At 56.2% G+C, this 17,131-nt stretch carries 13 protein-coding genes; 8 read left to right on the top strand and 5 right to left on the bottom strand.

Annotation, left to right across the window (positions count from 1 at the left end):
- Window position 1 precedes the first annotated feature (1 nt).
- Window positions 2-439 carry a hypothetical protein gene (locus AC5DDB_RS19810; protein WP_491741493.1) on the top strand — a complete coding sequence of 146 codons (438 nt, stop codon included), beginning with the start codon at window positions 2-4 and terminating at the stop codon, window positions 437-439.
- Here AC5DDB_RS19810 and AC5DDB_RS19815 read toward each other — a convergent pair.
- From AC5DDB_RS19815 to AC5DDB_RS19825, 3 genes are read right to left on the bottom strand one after another with little or no spacing between them, the layout of a single operon-like run.
- On the bottom strand, window positions 430-1,668 hold the full coding sequence (locus AC5DDB_RS19815; RefSeq protein WP_491741494.1) for a molybdopterin molybdotransferase MoeA: 1,239 nt from the start codon (window positions 1,666-1,668) through the stop codon (window positions 430-432). The genes AC5DDB_RS19810 and AC5DDB_RS19815 overlap by 10 nt on opposite strands.
- Window positions 1,665-2,294 (bottom strand): molybdenum cofactor guanylyltransferase, encoded by a 630-nt coding sequence (gene mobA / locus AC5DDB_RS19820; protein WP_491741495.1) that lies wholly within the window; start codon window positions 2,292-2,294, stop codon window positions 1,665-1,667. Before mobA ends, AC5DDB_RS19815 begins: the two co-directional genes overlap by 4 nt.
- Window positions 2,284-2,682 (bottom strand): hypothetical protein, encoded by a 399-nt coding sequence (locus tag AC5DDB_RS19825; protein ID WP_491741496.1) that lies wholly within the window; start codon window positions 2,680-2,682, stop codon window positions 2,284-2,286. The genes mobA and AC5DDB_RS19825 overlap by 11 nt, the downstream gene beginning before the upstream one ends.
- A gap of 206 nt (window positions 2,683-2,888) precedes the next feature.
- Here AC5DDB_RS19825 and AC5DDB_RS19830 point away from each other — a divergent pair, with 206 nt between their 5' ends.
- From AC5DDB_RS19830 to AC5DDB_RS19850, 5 genes are all read left to right on the top strand, one after another.
- Window positions 2,889-3,470 carry a hypothetical protein gene (locus tag AC5DDB_RS19830; protein ID WP_491741497.1) on the top strand — a complete coding sequence of 194 codons (582 nt, stop codon included), beginning with the start codon at window positions 2,889-2,891 and terminating at the stop codon, window positions 3,468-3,470.
- A gap of 116 nt (window positions 3,471-3,586) precedes the next feature.
- A complete protein-coding gene (locus AC5DDB_RS19835; protein ID WP_491741498.1) occupies window positions 3,587-4,531 on the top strand; it encodes a YybH family protein in 945 nt (314 codons plus the stop codon).
- Between the two features lies 1 nt (window position 4,532).
- Window positions 4,533-6,278, top strand: coding sequence for a mu-protocadherin- cell-suface protein (locus AC5DDB_RS19840; RefSeq protein ID WP_491741499.1), 1,746 nt, complete (start codon window positions 4,533-4,535; stop codon window positions 6,276-6,278).
- A gap of 123 nt (window positions 6,279-6,401) precedes the next feature.
- Complete coding sequence (locus AC5DDB_RS19845) at window positions 6,402-10,340, top strand: DUF6797 domain-containing protein (protein WP_491741500.1); 3,939 nt, start codon at window positions 6,402-6,404, stop codon at window positions 10,338-10,340.
- A gap of 192 nt (window positions 10,341-10,532) precedes the next feature.
- Window positions 10,533-12,290, top strand: coding sequence for a cation:proton antiporter domain-containing protein (locus AC5DDB_RS19850; RefSeq protein WP_491741501.1), 1,758 nt, complete (start codon window positions 10,533-10,535; stop codon window positions 12,288-12,290).
- 38 nt (window positions 12,291-12,328) lie between these two features.
- Here the strand turns inward: AC5DDB_RS19850 and hisN are convergent, their stop codons facing one another.
- Window positions 12,329-13,117 (bottom strand): histidinol-phosphatase, encoded by a 789-nt coding sequence (gene hisN / locus AC5DDB_RS19855; RefSeq protein WP_491741502.1) that lies wholly within the window; start codon window positions 13,115-13,117, stop codon window positions 12,329-12,331.
- A gap of 56 nt (window positions 13,118-13,173) precedes the next feature.
- A complete protein-coding gene (locus tag AC5DDB_RS19860; RefSeq protein WP_491741503.1) occupies window positions 13,174-14,415 on the bottom strand; it encodes a lactate racemase domain-containing protein in 1,242 nt (413 codons plus the stop codon).
- A 169-nt stretch (window positions 14,416-14,584) separates the two neighbouring features.
- Between AC5DDB_RS19860 and AC5DDB_RS19865 the strand changes: the two genes are divergently transcribed.
- Both AC5DDB_RS19865 and AC5DDB_RS19870 read left to right on the top strand, forming a co-directional pair.
- Entirely contained in the window at window positions 14,585-15,688 is a 1,104-nt protein-coding gene (locus AC5DDB_RS19865; RefSeq protein ID WP_491741504.1) for an HD domain-containing protein, read from the top strand.
- A 150-nt stretch (window positions 15,689-15,838) separates the two neighbouring features.
- Complete coding sequence (locus AC5DDB_RS19870; RefSeq protein WP_491741505.1) at window positions 15,839-16,699, top strand: radical SAM protein; 861 nt, start codon at window positions 15,839-15,841, stop codon at window positions 16,697-16,699.
- Window positions 16,700-17,131 lie beyond the last annotated feature (432 nt).

A 17,131-nucleotide genomic window follows, 5' to 3' on the forward strand; every position in this document is an offset into this window, starting at 1 on the left:
CATGCCACGCAACATCATTCGACAAGCCGTTCTCTTGACGACTTTTTTCACGGTTTTCTGGGGATGTCAAACGTCATCCAATCCTGATGCCGTCCGCTTGACCAACGAGTTTGGCGACCGGTACCTCGCAGCCTTGGAACGTGCTGCCATTACTCTGGAAGACGTCGAGAATACCGAGTCCGTCCCACCGGCAATCGAAACTTTGGAACAAATCATCGAGGACATGAATCGCCTCAGTGCCGAAGCAAAAACGCTTCCCAAAATCTCGCGAAGTGAAATGAGGGACTTCGAAGCTCGCGTCGGCCAGGAAATCCAGCGACTCCACAAACGGTTGATGTCGGCAGCCAATCAAGCGGCGTTGGCAACCGGGAGAAATCAAGAACTTGGGGCAGCTGTAATCCGACTCGACCAAACGGTGCACCGATTCGGTCAGTCGTAACAGAAAACGGTGACTTCCGACCCGGCAGCGTACCCTTCACGTTCGCCGGGCACGATGACGAAACCATTGGCCCGAGTCGTGGAAGACAGGATCGATGCCCCACTCACCGCCAACGGAGTGACCTGGCCGTCCTGGAGAATGACCCGGCAATAATCCACTCGTCCGACCATCGAGACGATCTTTTTGCTGAGTACGCCGGTCTTGCGAGTGTAGGGCCAATCGATGATCCAACCGCCAAGTTGGCGAATCGTCCGTCCGGCGAAAAAGTCGTATGCACATAGACACGACACGGGATTACCGGGCAGCAGGAACACGAACCCGTTATCGATCCGCCCCATACCCGCCGGGCTCGACGGTCGCATGGCGATGCCGTGAATATCGAGCGAGCCGACTTCTTGGACCAGCGAAGGCGCATGGTCTTCTTTGCCGACACTCGATCCGCCCGATACCAGCACCACATCCGCCCCCGGTTCGGTCAAACCCTCGCGGATGGCGTCTCGACTGTCGGGCAACGATCGCACGGACTCCAATACCGCGCCATCGCGTTCGACGAGTCCGCGGAGCAAATGCGAGTTGGCCTCGAAGATTTGATGTTCGCCGCGTGTCTCTCCGGGTTGCACCAACTCGTTGCCGGTGATCAAAATCCGCACCACGGGCCGGCGAATCGCCTGCACATCGGGTAACCCGACCGACGCCAACACACCAACATCTTGCGGGCGTAATCGTCGACCGTTTGGCAACAATTCCGCCCCGGCTTTGACATCTTCTCCGACTCGGCCAATATGTTTGCCGGGTGGGACGGTTGTCGTCAGTTCGAGTTGCCCGCCGCGTTCACGGGCATATTCAACGGGTAATACCGCGTCTGCCCCAGACGGCACCGGGGCGCCCGTCATGATCCGCACCGCGGTTCCCGGCGTGACTTCTCCCATGAACGGTTGATTCGGTAGCGACTCACCGATGATCTTGAGCGTTAATGGCGTGTAATCAGCGGCTCCGTCGGTTTCTTCCGCCCGCACCGCGTAGCCGTCCATTGCCGACCGATCGAACGCCGGCACGTTCAACGGCGAGACGACCGTCTCCGCCAGCACACGACCGGTCGCGTCCGCCAACGACACTATTTCCGAGTCGAGAATCTGGACACGGCTCGCAATCCACGCCCACGCATCCTCCACCCGAGCCCGCTGAGCAAACCCCCGCATTCGCACGTCGTTCGGTGTTGGTTCCGTCATGAAATCTTCAGCCCCGCGATTTTCAAGGCGGTTTCGTACTCGTCGGGTGTGTTGGTGTTGCGAAGGGAATCGAGTTCGGGATCGACGGTTCGCAGGTCATCTACGTCGATTGTCACCGACTGACAGCGTTCCAACAACCCGACCGGGCGGAGTTGGTCGGCGGTGATCATTTCGCGAATCGTCGGTTCCACCGCTCGGCGATAGACTCCGGCTAACGGATGATGAAACTTGCCATCCTGCGGCATCAACACGTCCGCATCGCCGAGCCGATTCAGCAAATATCCCACGAATTCCGGTTTCAGCAACGGCACGTCACACGAGGAGGCGTACGCGGCAGAGGTCTCGTTCGGTAAGGCCGCCAGACCAGCTGACAAACCGGCGAGTGGTCCAAGATCGGGTTGTTCGTCGCGGGTGACGATCACATCGCTCGGCAATGGCGGCAACTCTTGATCGACCGCCGCCACCACCACGATCGGTGAGACGACTTCACTCAGCACTCGGACGACGCGTGCCAACATCGTTTCATTGCCGAACGGCAAACTCAACTTCGGACGACCCATGCGTCGACTGTGTCCGCCGCACAGCACGATTCCGCCGAAGTTCGTATCTCGCCACTCAGTCGTCATAGCCGGTCAATTCCGGCTCGCCTTGGCTGGGTGTGGCCAATTGCACCGAACCGCACATCAACATAATGCACAGCAACGCCGTCACATAGACGGTTTTGCCGACGTAGTTCGAGAGTTTCAATCCGAAGATTTCGTGCGGTTGCGTGGCGGGATCGACAGACCCCCACACCAAAATCGTCACGAGTGCCAACAGCAACACGCCGACCCAGCCGCCGGAGAGCATGACCCGCCGGAGTGCCACCCAATTGACAGCGAACAGGAAGAACCCGATCCAAGCGGCCAAGAACAGCCACAGTCCCAAATTCGGCTCGAACACACCGAGCAGCGATTGGACCACATTCCACACCGCCACCAACAGTTGCCGTAAACTCTCTAACAGCTGACTCATCGCCCTGCCCTCGAAAATTGAATCGGATGCGAGTATTCCAACGCATCACAGCCGAAGCGTCAAGCGGAGCGAGTTTTTTCATCATTGACTGGCGAATTGTGAAAAAACATAACCGCTCTATTGAGCGTTTGACAGCACGACTTGCGACTCAAGACAATTGATCTTTATCTAGATTTCAGCTGAAGAACGGAAACCTTGAGGCGAGAATGAACGAAAGTCGTAGCACATTTGGTGGTCGGCGGGAACTGCTCGCGATGGTCGTACTTTTCGTTCTATTAACGAGCATTGGTCCGACCGCGCGTCCCATGTTCTTACTGATTGCTACCAGTTTTGCCGTTTGGTGGTACTTTCGAACGGCGTTTCGCTTTGGCAAACGAGTTGGAATTGCCGCTACGGTCCTGTTTAGTTTGGTCTGCGCTACCGGCATTGGCATTCAATACTCCGCTTATCGGAAGAATGTTCAGCTGGAAGAACAGCTAAGCAGCTACAACACCGTACAGATCCAAAGATGGTCGGTCTGGCCGACCTCGGCGATTTATCAGGTCTCATTCGAAGACAACGTGTCTGATCAAGACATTGCTGCAGTCTGCAAAATTCCAGAGCTAAGAACTGTGAGTCATGTCTTTATCGAGAACTGCCGTGCAACCGACTTGTCGTTGGACACAATCGCTACGTTTGACCAACTCAGTTACATCTGCATCGAATCTGACATTATCTCTGATGAAGCGATCACCGAATTTGAGCAACTCTACCCGAACTGCACTGTCATTCCTCCCAACAGAAATTGAACTTCGAAAGCTATCGCACGGGTAACCTAATTGACGGTAGTTCAAATCGCATGGCGACGGTACAGTGAACGCGGGCCAGTTCTGACCTGAATCTCTCGAACGAAAAGGTTTCTCCCATGCGTTGGGCGTTGCGAATTTCACTGGTTGGCAGCTCGATTCTGAGCTGGTGCACGGTCGTGCCAGCTTCCGAGGCGGAAGTGCGGAAGGCGATCTCGGCGTACGTCGATGCTTTCAACGAAAACGACCTCGAAGCGGTCGAGAATTTCTTGGCAGAGGATGTGACCTATACCGACCACAGCACCGGTGAGGAATCGGTCGGACGTGACGCGATCGTGGACAGCATTCGAGCCACGAAGAAAGCCAGCCCAGACGCGAAAATGTTGGTCAATGTCGAACGTGTTCGCCTGATCAAACCGGATGTGGCCATCGTGAATGGTTTGAGTGTGGTCGACATTCCCGGTGAAGCCCCGGTGCAAAGCCAATTTCAATCGGTCGTCATGAAAACCGACGCGGGTTGGGTACTGCAATCCGTGACGGAATCTGAGGTTCCCGTTCCGAAATCCGCGAGTGAAGCGTTGGCTCCGCTCTCGTGGCTTGTCGGCAGTTGGGAAGACGTGGGCGACGATCACACCGTCCGCACCGAAACCAACTGGGCGCCCGGCGGTGCTTATATCATTCGATCGTTCTCGGTGATTCAACAGGACGACGCACAACGACAAGGCACGCAGATCATCGGCTGGGACGCGAAAACGCAGCAGATTCGCTCGTGGACGTTCAATCTCGATGGCAGCTTCGGCAGCGGCACATGGTCGAAGAACGGTGAAGATTGGCTGATCCAATCGACACAAACTCTCAGCGATGGCCGGGCGGCGGCGGGCACTTATATTCTCTCGGCGAAAGATTCCGACACCGTGCAGATCAGACTGATCGGGCACTCGATCGACGGCACACCCCAACCGACCCGGCCCGCGGTGACCGTGACCCGTGTTTCAGAGACGGCTTCCAAGACGAATGCGGCTGCTGAGGAAACATCCGATTCTGCAAGCGATCAGGAGAACTAACATGAAGTTAAGCATCCTTGTTTTGCTGAATCTTTCGTTGGTTTTTGTGCAAGATGCGGACGCCTTCGGTCTGCGTGGACGTGGGGGCGGCGGAGGTGGGAGAAGTCTCGGAAACATCGGCTCCGGTTCCCGCCCGAGTTTTTCCTCGCGTCCAAGTATGCCAAACCTTGGAAGCTCGCGGCCGAACTTCAGCCGCCCGACGACACGCCCATCCATCGAACGCCCGAGTGGCGGCTTCAACCGCCCTTCCACACTCCCAGGGAACATCAATCGCCCATCACGTCCGACCACATTGCCGGAGAACATCAATCGACCCGATTTCGGCAACCGACCCAGCCTGCCGAACCTCGGCGATGGTAACCTACGACCGGGTGGCGGTCGTCCCGACATCAATCTTCCCGATCGGCCGAACATTGGAGATCGGCCGAACATTGGAAACCGTCCCGGTGGCATCGAGCGACCGAACATCGGCGATCGACCGAATCCTGGAAATCGCCCTGGAGTGCTCGATCGTCCCGCTTTCGAGAATCGTCCGGGCACCGGAAGTCTTCCCGGTCTTAGTAACCGGCCGGGAATCACCGATCGCCCCTCCGCCGGCGACCTGGGCGACTTCTTGGGAATGGATAAACCCTTACGCCCCAATGGTGATTTTGGAAATCGGTTGCCCGACCGTCGCCCTGATATCAACCGACCAAACATTGGAAACCGGACCGATATCGGGAACCGGACGGACATTGGAAATCGCCTGGACCTCGGAAACCGAAACAACCGCGTCATCGATTTTGGCGACCGGGGAAATCTCAATATCGGTTCGGGCAATCGTGGCGATCGCACGAACATCAACATCGGGAATATCAATCTCGGCGGTAATCGCGTTATCAACAATCGACCGTCGTGGGTGAACATCGACCGCAACCGCATCAACTCGATCAACAATCGTTGGTCGAATCAAATCGGCGGGCTTCGAAACTACGGCGTGAGACATCCCGACCGCTTACGATATTGGCACGATCGAGGCGATCTCATTCGACGCAACTCATGGTTCAACGGCTACGCACACGGGTGGTTCAATCGAGGCTGGTGGGATCGGCATCCGCATCACTGGTGTGGTTGGCATTACGGCTACCGTTTCAATCGGTATCCGTGGTCCTACTGGTGGACCGTTCCCACGTTTGCAGCGGTGACGAATTGGTTCACCTGGTCCGCTCCCGCAACGGTGTGGGCGGAGCCGGTCTACTACGACTACGGCAGTGGTGGCAACGTCGTCTATCAAGACAACAGTGTCTACATCGACGGTCAACAAGTCGCGACAGCCGACGAGTTCGCCCAATCTGCGGCAGCCCTTGCGACTGTCGAACCGCCGGCAACTCAGGCGGAAGCCGAGCAAACCGAATGGATGCCACTTGGCACCTTCGCCGTCTCTAGCGACGAACAAGAAACGAACCCCGGCCGAGCCATTCAATTGGCGGTGTCCAAAACGGGTATCATCAGCGGGACGCTCTATAACGACGACACCGACGTCGCCGTGAGCGTGCAGGGGCAAGTCGATAAAGACACGCAACGTGTAGCCATGCGAATCGGCGATAGTGAAGATGTCATCGCGGAAACCGGTTTGTACAACCTCACTCAGAACGATGTGCCGGTGCTCGTTCACTTCGGGACCGACCGTGTCGAAAACTGGTTGCTCGTCCGCATGGAACAACCCGAATCCGAGGCTGATTCGAACACCACGGACCAGCCTGAATAAAACTTGAGCGGTCCATTTTCACCCACGACATGCCGGTTCGACGATTCGTTCGGATCGGCATTGTCATAGACGGACTGTTCTTCTTCCCGATTCTCTTTCGCATCATTTGTAGGTCTGACGAACATGCTCGCGTTTCGATGGATGACTGTCGTCCTGATTGGATTCTACACCCCACTCACAGGTTCCGCACAAACCCTGGAACAGCAACTTGGCGGAGAGTCGATCCGTGCATTGGCGAAAGCCGCTGGCGAGTTGGGCGATGCCAAACGCGGTGCGATTGTGTTTCACCGCGTGACCGTCGGGTGTGCGAAGTGTCACCAAGTCTTCGAAACGGCGAACACCTCGCCAGCAAAGTCGCTGGGGCCGAATCTCAGCGAGTTGGCGAAGCAGCAAGACGCAACCGCGGAGCACATCGTTGAATCGATTTTGAAACCATCCGCCAAGATTCGCCAAGGGTTTGAGACGGTCAATGTGATCAAAACCGATGGCACGGTGCTGACCGGTCTCAAAGCCGACAACGAAACAAACGGTGCGGTCCGTATTCGCGAAGCAACCGGTGATGGCATCACCATTATTCCGGTGGAAGACGTCGACCAGGTGGCTGTGAGTAAAACGTCGATCATGCCGGCGGGCGTCATCAACACGCTCGCCAGTCGCCAGCAGTTTCTCGATTTGGTGCGGTATGTTCTGGAAATCCGCGACGGCGGTCCGGCCCGTGCCCGCGAACTTCATCCGCCAGCCGCGTTGATCGCCTTCAAACTTCCCGAGTACGAAAACCACGTCGATCACGCCGGTCTCATTAGCCGGTTGGATGACGATGCCTATGAACGCGGCGAAGCGATTTACAATCGACTGTGCATCAATTGTCATGGCAATTTGGAGCGTGCCGGTTCGTTGCCCACAGCGTTGCGGTTTGGCGAAGGCAAGTTCAAGAACGGCTCCGCACCATATGCGATGTACCAAACCCTCACGCACGGATTCGGGTTGATGTTGCCGCAGACGTGGATGGTGCCTCGGCAGAAGTATGACGTGATTCACTACGTCCGTGAAACCTATTTGAAGCAGCGCAACAAGACGCAATACGCCGCCGTGACGGAGCCGTATCTGGCATCGCTTCCTACCGGCAACACGTTCGGACCGGAACCCGTCGAGTTTGCCCCGTGGCAAGACATGGACTACGGCCGCTGGATGCACAACACGATCGAAGTCGGTCGCGATAAATCGAACATTGCCTACAAGGGGATCGCAATGCGGCTCGACCCTGGTCCCGGCGGCATTTCGCGGGGCAACCAATGGATGATGTTCGACCACGACACGATGCGATTCGCCGCCGGTTGGGTTCACTCCCCCGATCAAAAATCTCGCTTCATCGATTGGCAAGGCATTCATTTCGACGGGCGGCACCAAGCCCATCCGCATGCGGTCGGTGATGTGATTTTCCAGAACCCCACAGGTCCCGGTTGGGCGGATCCTGAGACTGGTTCGTTCGCCGACACGCAACGTGTGGAAGGCCGCGACGGCAAACACTACGGACCGCTGCCCAAAGAATGGGCGGAGTATCACGGACTGTACGACACCGCGATCGGGCCGGTGATCTCTTACAGCGTCGGTGGAAAATCGATTCTCGAAACCGCCAGTTCGGTGCCGTCGGTCAATGCAGACATCTCCCCTGCGATGGTTCGCACGTTGCAGTTGCAAGCGACCGATCGTCCGCGAATGTTGTTGGTCGCGACTGTTCCTGAAGGAACTGAGATTCAACCGACACACACGGATCACTCGGTAATGTTGCAGCCGACCAGCGAATCTCCATCAGACGAGAAAAACGAATCGACTCTTGCCGGTCGGTTTGATGGTTCCGAATGGCTACAAGTCGATGCCGCGAAACCACTCAACACGTTTAATCGCGACTTCACGATTACCGCCCGCATCAAGACGAAGCAAGACGGCGTGATTGTTGCCAATACCACTCCCGGCGCGAAATGGGTTCCCAACGGCACGGTGTTATTTCTTCGCGGCGGACGGTTGTGTTACGACATCGGTTGGGTCGGCGCGGTGGAATCGCGACAGAAAATCGACGATGACCAATGGCACGATGTCGCCATCAGTTGGGATGCGAAAACCGAACTGGTGCAACTCTTTGTCGACGGTAAAAAGTCGGCCTCTCGGCAAATGGCAACCAAAGACGCGTTGAAGGACGCGGCATTTCGCATTGGCTTCGGTGCACCGAATTTCCCCCGACAACCGTCGTTTGTCGGGACCATCCGCAACGTGCAATTCTTCACAAAAACTCTTAGCGAAGACGCCCTGAAGAATCCGCAGAACATCAAAGCCCAACCCATCGCCAGTTGGTTGACGGAAGAAACGACAGAGCCGAAGGAACTCGCGGCGAAGGTGGTTTCGAACCCTGTCCAGCAGTCGCAACAAGCAAACCGTTTGCTCGCTGGTTTCACTGGCGAAGACGCGGGGTGTGAGTTCCAACAGCAGGGCCAACGGTTGTGTCTTGTGATTCCTCCATCGCAAAAAATACGCACGCTGCATGTATGGATGGCCCGACCCACCGGGGATGAGGCGATTTCACAAGCCACGATCGCAAGGCTTGAGAATTCGGTGTCACAGAACGTTGCACCAATTTCGCTGGCGGAACTGGCTGTCACGCCAGCTTCCAACCGTTGGCCGGAATTCCTTAAAACAACCGCTACGCTCGGCGAGTTCAACGACAGTGGATTTGCGGTCGACACCTTGACCGCTCCCGATGCCAACCCGTGGTTAGCACGGTTACGGTTCTCCGGTTTGGACTTCTACGACGACGGCGACCGGATGGCGGTTTGCTCGTGGGATGGTGATGTCTACGAAGTCTCGGGCCTATCGCAACTCCACAATGACAGCGACGCGACGCTCACATGGAAACGCATCGCCTCGGGTTTGTTTCAGCCGCTCGGATTGAAGATTGTCGACGGGGAAATCTTCCTGACTTGCCGGGATCAACTTGTCATTTTGCGAGATCGCAACGGCGATGGCACGACGGACTTCTTCGAATGCTTCAACAACGACCAGCAAGTCACAGAGCACTTCCATGAGTTCGCCATGGGCTTGCAACGCGACGAAGCAGGAAACTTCTACTACGCGAAATCCGCTCGGCATGCACTCGAAGCGGTGGTGCCGCATCATGGCACGCTGCTCAAAGTCACTCCTGATGGCAGCAGAACGGAAATTCTTGCCGTCGGTTTTCGAGCGGCGAACGGCGTATGTCTCAACCCTGATGGCAGCTTCGTCGTGACCGATCAGGAAGGACATTGGAATCCCAAGAACCGAATCAATTGGGTCACGGAAGGTGGGTTTTACGGGAACATGTACGGCTACCATGACGTGACCGACTCGTCGGATTCCGCCATGCAACCGCCGCTCTGCTGGATCACCAACGCATTCGATCGATCACCCGCGGAACTCTTGTGGTCCCAACCGAACGAATGGGGCAACCTGGGCGGCACCCTGCTTAACTTGTCTTACGGATACGGCAAAGTGTTTACCGTTCCGCACGAACATCTCGACAAAACCGGCAGCGTGCAGGGGGCGATGTGTCAGTTGCCGATCGATCAATTCCCCACCGGCACAATGCGTGGGAGTTTTCATCCACAGGATGGCCAACTGTATGTGTGCGGATTGTTCGCGTGGGGCAGCAGTCAACAATTACGGGAAGGCGGGTTGTATCGCATTCGTTATGCCGGTTCCGGTGCCGTCATGCCGACGAAAGTGCAAGCAACGCCGCAAACGCTTTCCGTCACCTTCAGTGACACGCTTGCAGCGGATTCCGTCGTAGACCTTTCGCAATACCAACTCACCACTTGGGATCTGAAACGCACGAAGAACTATGGTTCCAAGCACTACAACGAACAAGTCCGCGAGATCACCGCAGCTGCGTTGGCGCCCGATAGAAAGACCGTTTCCCTGACCATTCCTGAATTGGCCCCCACTTGGTGTTATGAATTGCAATGCCGATTGCATACGCCAGATGGACGAACCGTCAGTCGCACGATGCACGGCACGATTCATCAATTGCGGTAGCATTCGACTGGAGACTTCTTTGGCGGGAATTCAGGAGAGACCCGCGTTATCTATCAATACGTCTTGTGTTTAAGTCCTGATAGGCGTATACCATGACGCCACATTCCGCAAACGACTTGTGGTGTCAACTCGGGTTTACGCTCGTAATACCCAGATGATTTCATCGCACAGCTACCAGTTTGAAATCTCATCATGGACGTATCATTCGCGGTCGACAGTCCACTTTATCAACTCGCGAACGTGCTGGTTGCAGGCATTATCGCAGGTGAGTTGTTCGGCAAAGTTCATCTTCCGAAAGTAACCGGTTGGATCAGCGTCGGAATTTTGTTGCGGGCGACTTCACCTTATCACGGTGATATCACTGGCCTCGGCGGAGCCACTGTCGCCGCGTTCAAACCCTATATGAATTTCGTGCTGGGTTATATTGCCTTCACGGTCGGGGCGGCACTTCACTTTGCCAGTTTGCGAAATTCCGGCAATCGGCTCAAGCTTCTACTGTTGGGTGAAGCACTTTGTGCTCCCTTGCTGGTCGCGGTGACGTTATCCATGTGCGGCATGACGATGCGGGCCAGTTTGCTGTTAGCTGCAATTGCGATCGCAGGGGCACCCGGAACCACCGTGCTCGTCGTTCAAGAAGCCCGAGCCCGCGGTATTCTCACTCGGACGCTGCTGGCAGCGGTAGCGCTGATTGACATGGTCGCAGTCGGTGCGTTTGCGTTTGTCGCGTCTTATCTGGCAGAAGGAAGTTCCGGCAGCGCCGTTTGGCACAGCACTTGGTCCACCGCGCTCGGGTCTGTCCTGTATCAGTTCGGCATCTCGTTCGCGGTCGGTAGTGGAGCGGCGTTGGCAGCACTGGGGTTGAACCGCACGGTTGTCGGCCCTGCCTTTCTCGGTCCGACGATGGTCGCCGTCATCTTAGGTGCTTGGGGAGGCGCGGAAGGCTTTGGCGTCTCCGGGATTCTCGCCTGCACGTTTGCCGGGATTGTTGTCTCAAACATCCAACACGACGTCGTACGATCGACGGAAGCTTATCTGCATGCCATCGGAGGCGTTCTGTTCGCTGCGTTCTACACCTTCGCCGGCATGAACTTGGACTTCAGCTTAGTGATGCAAGCCGTCGGGTTGGTGTTAGCCTTCTTCGGTGCCCGACTCGTCGGCAAATACATCGGTGCGTTCGGTGCAATGTCGATTGCAGGCGTGCCCTCTGCCGTTCGGAACAATTTGGGAATGGCGTTGATTCCGCACGGTGGAGTCGCGGTTGGTCTCGTGTTGTTGGTTCAAGGCGATCCGCATTTGAAGGACGTCGCCGAACAAGTGACAACAGTCGGACTCGCGGCCCTCGCCATCAATCAATTGGTTGGCCCGAGTGCGGCTCGGTTCGCGTTGCAACGAGCCGGCGAAGCGGGCATGGATTTCCCTCGCCTACTCGACTTCCTCGACGAACATCACATCACCGTCAAACTTTCGGGCACGACGAAAGAAGAAGTCATTCGGGAACTCGCTCGTCAGTTGTACGCAACTTCGACACCACCTCCGGTTCCCGAGGAAAACTTCGTTGCGAAAGTGCTCGAACGCGAAGCTCTTGAAACGACGTGCTTGTCTGAAGGCTTGATGGTGCCACACACAGTGATTGAAGGCGGCGAAGAGATCACCGGGATCCTCGGCATCAGCTCAAAAGGCATTCACCTGGGTGCTCCCGATGGCCAACCGATCCACGCGGTGCTACTACTCGCCACGCCGCAAGCCGATCGCAAACGACACCTGGAAGTCCTCGCCGCATTCGCAAAAGCGATCACCCGAGATATCAACCTCCGCGAACAACTCTACCACGCCCGCAGCGCCGCCCACGCGTATGCCGTATTACACGCGGACGAAGCCGAAGACATCAACTACTTCCTCGAAGACGCCGTCGCCCACGCCAACGAAAGCCCCCCCAACAAACGCGGCTAACTTCGCATCCCTCGCAACGAGCATTGGAAACAGGTTGTCTATTTCAACATGCCGAGGATTTTGTCTTTCATCATGGCGTTCGTCGAAACACCATTCCCGCCGTCGATGATCGTGTTGCCTTTCCAGTCGCCACAGTAGCCGCCAGCTTCGCGGACGATGGGAATCAACGCGGCGATGTCCCAGGGACTCATCAGCGGATCGATCGAGAATTCCGCCCGACCGGTTGCGACGAGCATGTGACCGTAACAGTCGCCCCAACCGCGGATCGCTCGGGCGGAGCGGGCCAGGTTATCGAACAGTTCTTTGCGTTCGATCTTGAACCACCCGGCTAGTTCCGTGAAACAACCAAGCGATTTTTCGATCTGATCGACAGAAGAAACGCGGGCGGCTTTTGGTTCGTTGTCGCGGGTTTGGAACCAGGCTCCGCCGCCTTCGCGGGCATATACGACTTCATCGAGAGCCGGAAATCGACACACGCCCGCAATCATTTCGCCGTCACGCTCGATGCCGATCAGTGTGCCGAACAATGGCGTTCCAGCGACGAAACACTTCGTGCCGTCAATCGGATCGAGAATCCAGCGGTACCCGTTCGTGCCTTCTTTGGGCGGAAATTCCTCACCCAGGATGCCATCGTCGGGGAAAGCATCGCCAATTCGCACCCGCAACAACTCTTCGGCTCCACGGTCGGCTACCGTTACCGGCGACGCATCACTCTTGCTTTCCAGGCCGATGTCATCGGTTTGGTAGTACTTCAGAATCAGCTCGCCGGCTTCCTTCGCGGCATCGACGGCGAGCTTCAAGCGAGATTCGTAATCGGTCTCAGACATTCTTCAGGCAACTCCGTTTTGGAAAAGGCAGTCGTGATTGTATTGAGCGACGAACACTACTGATCATTCAAGCGATAAAGTTGCTCGCCGGCTTTGCGAACGAGCAGCACACCTTCGTCTTCACGGTTGGCAAACGATTCCACATCAATCGACGCAGGGTCACGGTAGCCAAGGTTGATTCGCTCGCAAACTTCCGGCGGAATCTGTGAGGCCAACGTGACTTGCACGCGGGGGTGTTCCACTCCGTTCTCGAATGTCCCACCGCCGCGAACGTGCGTCGAATGGGCCAGCACGCCCCACGGGTGATCCTTGAACTTATCCCACTGTTTCAGGAAGTAATCGCGAACGTGGTAACCGATGGCTTCGATCTTCGCACCGTGCGTGATCGAAATGCCGTGCATGTGCGGGGCGTAAATGATGAGTTCCCCGCCGTCCGCGACGACTGGTTCCAACTTATACATGCACTTGCCGGCGACCCACAGTTCGTCGTACATCGGCGGAGCACACGAGAGCACCGTGTGGAACGGCTTCGGTTTGCGGACGATGTGCACCTGCGACGACAACCCCGCTGCGTTCGCCCAGGCGTCTTCCGGTGTGCCGTAGAACAGGCCATACGGTGAGGCATCCGGCGCGACGACGAACGTGATGCACTTTCGCTCGATGGGAATCATCTTCGCCGCCTGATTGACGACTTGCCGCACGGGCGTGTCCATCACGCCGATGATACCGACATTCGTGATGAGCGCCCCGAGCCAGTGGAAGAAGTTCAGCAACTCCGGCCCGCTAATGCCGGGAAAGAAGTACTTGTTCCCACCGGAAAACCCAACGACTTCATGCGGAAACACCGGGCCGAGCACCAACAGCGTGTCGTAATCTTTGATCCGGGCGTTGATCTGGACGGGCACGTCCATCGAGAGTTTCCCGTTGGAAACTCGTTCCGTGTCGGCTTTCGTGAGTGTGCCGATGGTCATCAAAGCAGTCGGATCATCCCACGCATGGTTATACAGCCCGACATTCGGAAACTCGTTCTGCCGACGTTCCGGCGAGAGTCCGAGGAGTTTGTCGATTTGCTCTTCCGTCATCGGCGGATGCGTGCCGAGAGCGATCAACACATCCAACTGGCTCACAGCCGGACCGAGATGGGCGTGCAACGCTTCGAACAACAACGGCAACGGAGCCGTCCGCGTGTGATCGGGGACGATCAGCAGCACACGTTTGCCTTGGAAATCTCCGGCAGGTACTTGCGTGCTAATCCATTGACGAACTTCATCGGGCGAGAGCGGGGTCGGTGTGGACATGGCGGGACATCAAAAAAGAGCAAAAACTTGCGGAAGCAGTCGACACAGCCTTCGTATAGCACAGAGACCGGTAAATCACAAAGAACTTGCCTTGCCGGGGCGGTGATGTCTACAATCCGAGTGCCCGGTGCCGCATCGATGGGCAATAGAATATCGGCACATTCAAAACATGGCGAACGAAAAGTTGCGGCGGCAGATCGTGTTCGAAGCCGCCCGAATGATGTACACGCGTCAGGAATCCGAGTACTACCGAGCGAAAATCAAAGCGGCTCGGAAAATCTGTCACGGTTGGGTGAAACCCTCGGAACTACCCAGCAACAGCGAAATCCGTGACGAAATCCAACGCTTTGCCTTCATGCACGAAGGTGAATCACGGTTCGACAAGCTCCGCGACATGCGAGTGCAAGCGTTGTGGCTGATGCGGTTGCTGCGTGAGTTTCGGCCCAAGATCATCGGCAGCGTGCTCACTGGGCATGTGCGGATGGGGTCGGACATCGATATCCACGTCTTCGCCCAAAGTTCGGAAAGCATCGTCGGCGTGCTGGAAGATCAGGGTCTCGTCTACGATGTGGAGCACAAACGCGTTCGCAAGCACGGCGAAGAACGCGTCTTCACGCACATCCACGTGCAGGACCGGTTCCCCGTCGAACTGACCTTATACACGCCCGACAAAGCGAGTTATGTCTTCAAGAGTTCGATCACCGGCAAAGCGATGGAACGAGCATCGATCGCGGAATTCGAACAACTTTTGGAACACGAGTATCCGGATTTGTCCCTCGACGACGCGATGATCGAAGCGGAAAGCCAGATCGATCGGTTTCAGATTTATCACGCGTTAATGTTGCCGATGAAGGATGTGAAGCAACATCGCAAACACCACCCCGAAGGGGACGCGTTGTATCATAGTTTGCAGGTGTTCGATCTCGCCTGCGACGAGTTGCCTTATGATGAAGAGTTCTTGCTGGCGGCGTTGTTGCATGACGTCGGCAAGTCAATCGATCCGACCGATCATGTGTTGGCGGCGATCGAAGCGTTGAAAGATGTATGCACCGAGCGAACCTTATGGCTGATTGCGCATCATATGGATGCCCACAAGTTGCACGACGGCAGCATCGGAGCGCGAGCACGGCGGCGGTTGGCAGCGCATGAAGATTACGAAACCCTGCAACTGCTCGGCGAATGTGACCGAGCCGGACGCGAACGTGGCGTGGATGTGCCGGAACTCGAAGAAGCGTTAGATTACATCCGCGATTTGGCACGAACCTGTAGTTGATTTTCTGAGGATGGAGGACGGAAGATAGAGAATGGCAAGAATTCGGTGTGCCATCCTCTATTCTCCCTCTTCGAGCCTCAGCTCCGAATTGATTTTGACGCCGGAGTGGCGAAAGTATTCTTTGTCGATCCAACCTTGAAACCAGCCGCCATGAGTGAAACAAACATCGTGCCGTTGCACACCGATCACGCTCGTACATTCCACGCGAATCGGTTCGTGTATCCGGTGTTGTCGCGTCGTAGCGGCGGGATTTCGATCGGGGTCAATCTCAATCCCGATAAAGTCTGCAACTTCGATTGCATCTATTGCCAAGTCGATCGTCGTAGCGAAGCGGAAACGAAGTTCGTCGAATTTGATGAACTCTTCGCCGAACTCGAACACATGCTGGAACTCGTTACGAGTGGTGAACTCTATCAAGACGAAAAGTTCCAAGCGGTTCCTGAAAACCTACGACGACTCAACGACATTGCGTTTTCGGGCGATGGCGAACCGACGACGTACCGCAATTTTGACGACATCATCCGTCGTGCCGCCGCACTCAAACGCGGGTGGAATTTGGACGACGTAAAACTCGTGCTGATTACGAACGCCAGCATGTTTCACCGACCGGCTGTAGAAGCAGGGCTGGAACTGCTCGACCAAAACAACGGCGAAATCTGGGCGAAACTCGATGCGGGCACCGAGGACTATTATCACCTCATCGAACGGACGAAGATCCCGTTCTCACGGATTCTCGACAACATCACGATGGCGGCCCAGAAACGACCGATCGTGATTCAAAGTCTGTTCATGCGGGTGCAAGGCGAACCGCCGACGCCGGAAGAAATCGACGAATACTTCGAACGTCTCGCGGAAGTTCTGGACGCCGGCGGACAAATTCGACTCGTGCAAGTCTACACCGTCGCCCGCCCACCCGCGGAGAGTTTCGTCACACCCCTGACGAAAGACGAGCTAAACGCCATCGCCACCAAAGTCCAGAACCGCTGCGGCTTGCCCACCGAAACCTATTAGCCAGTCGGTTGCGTCGCGTACGATTGCGCATTTGTGAGACTGCAAGGAACACAAGCTAATACCAAGAAAGAAGTTGTGTGCCACTGCAGGAAATTGCATCGACATAGCGTCGTGGGTGGCATGCCCACGGTTTTACGTGGGCATGATTGGACATTCAAGCATCGCTGGCCCATGCCCACCCCAAACGGTGGGCATGCCACCCAAACATAAACCGCATTGAATGTTACGTAATATTGTCTCTAATACATGCAATTTCCAGCAGTGGCACACGTTAACGCTGTCAAATGCGAAATCGTACGCGACGCACCTGGCTGAAGTAAGTTTTTGTCCGCTTTACTTGGTGGTTGTTCGTGCTTGACGTTCTCAAAGTCAACGGGCTATAACGCGCTTCGAACCTGAGCGGTCGTGTGAACTTGCCGCTCGGGTTTGTGT

This window comes from Thalassoroseus sp. (genome assembly GCF_984380535.1).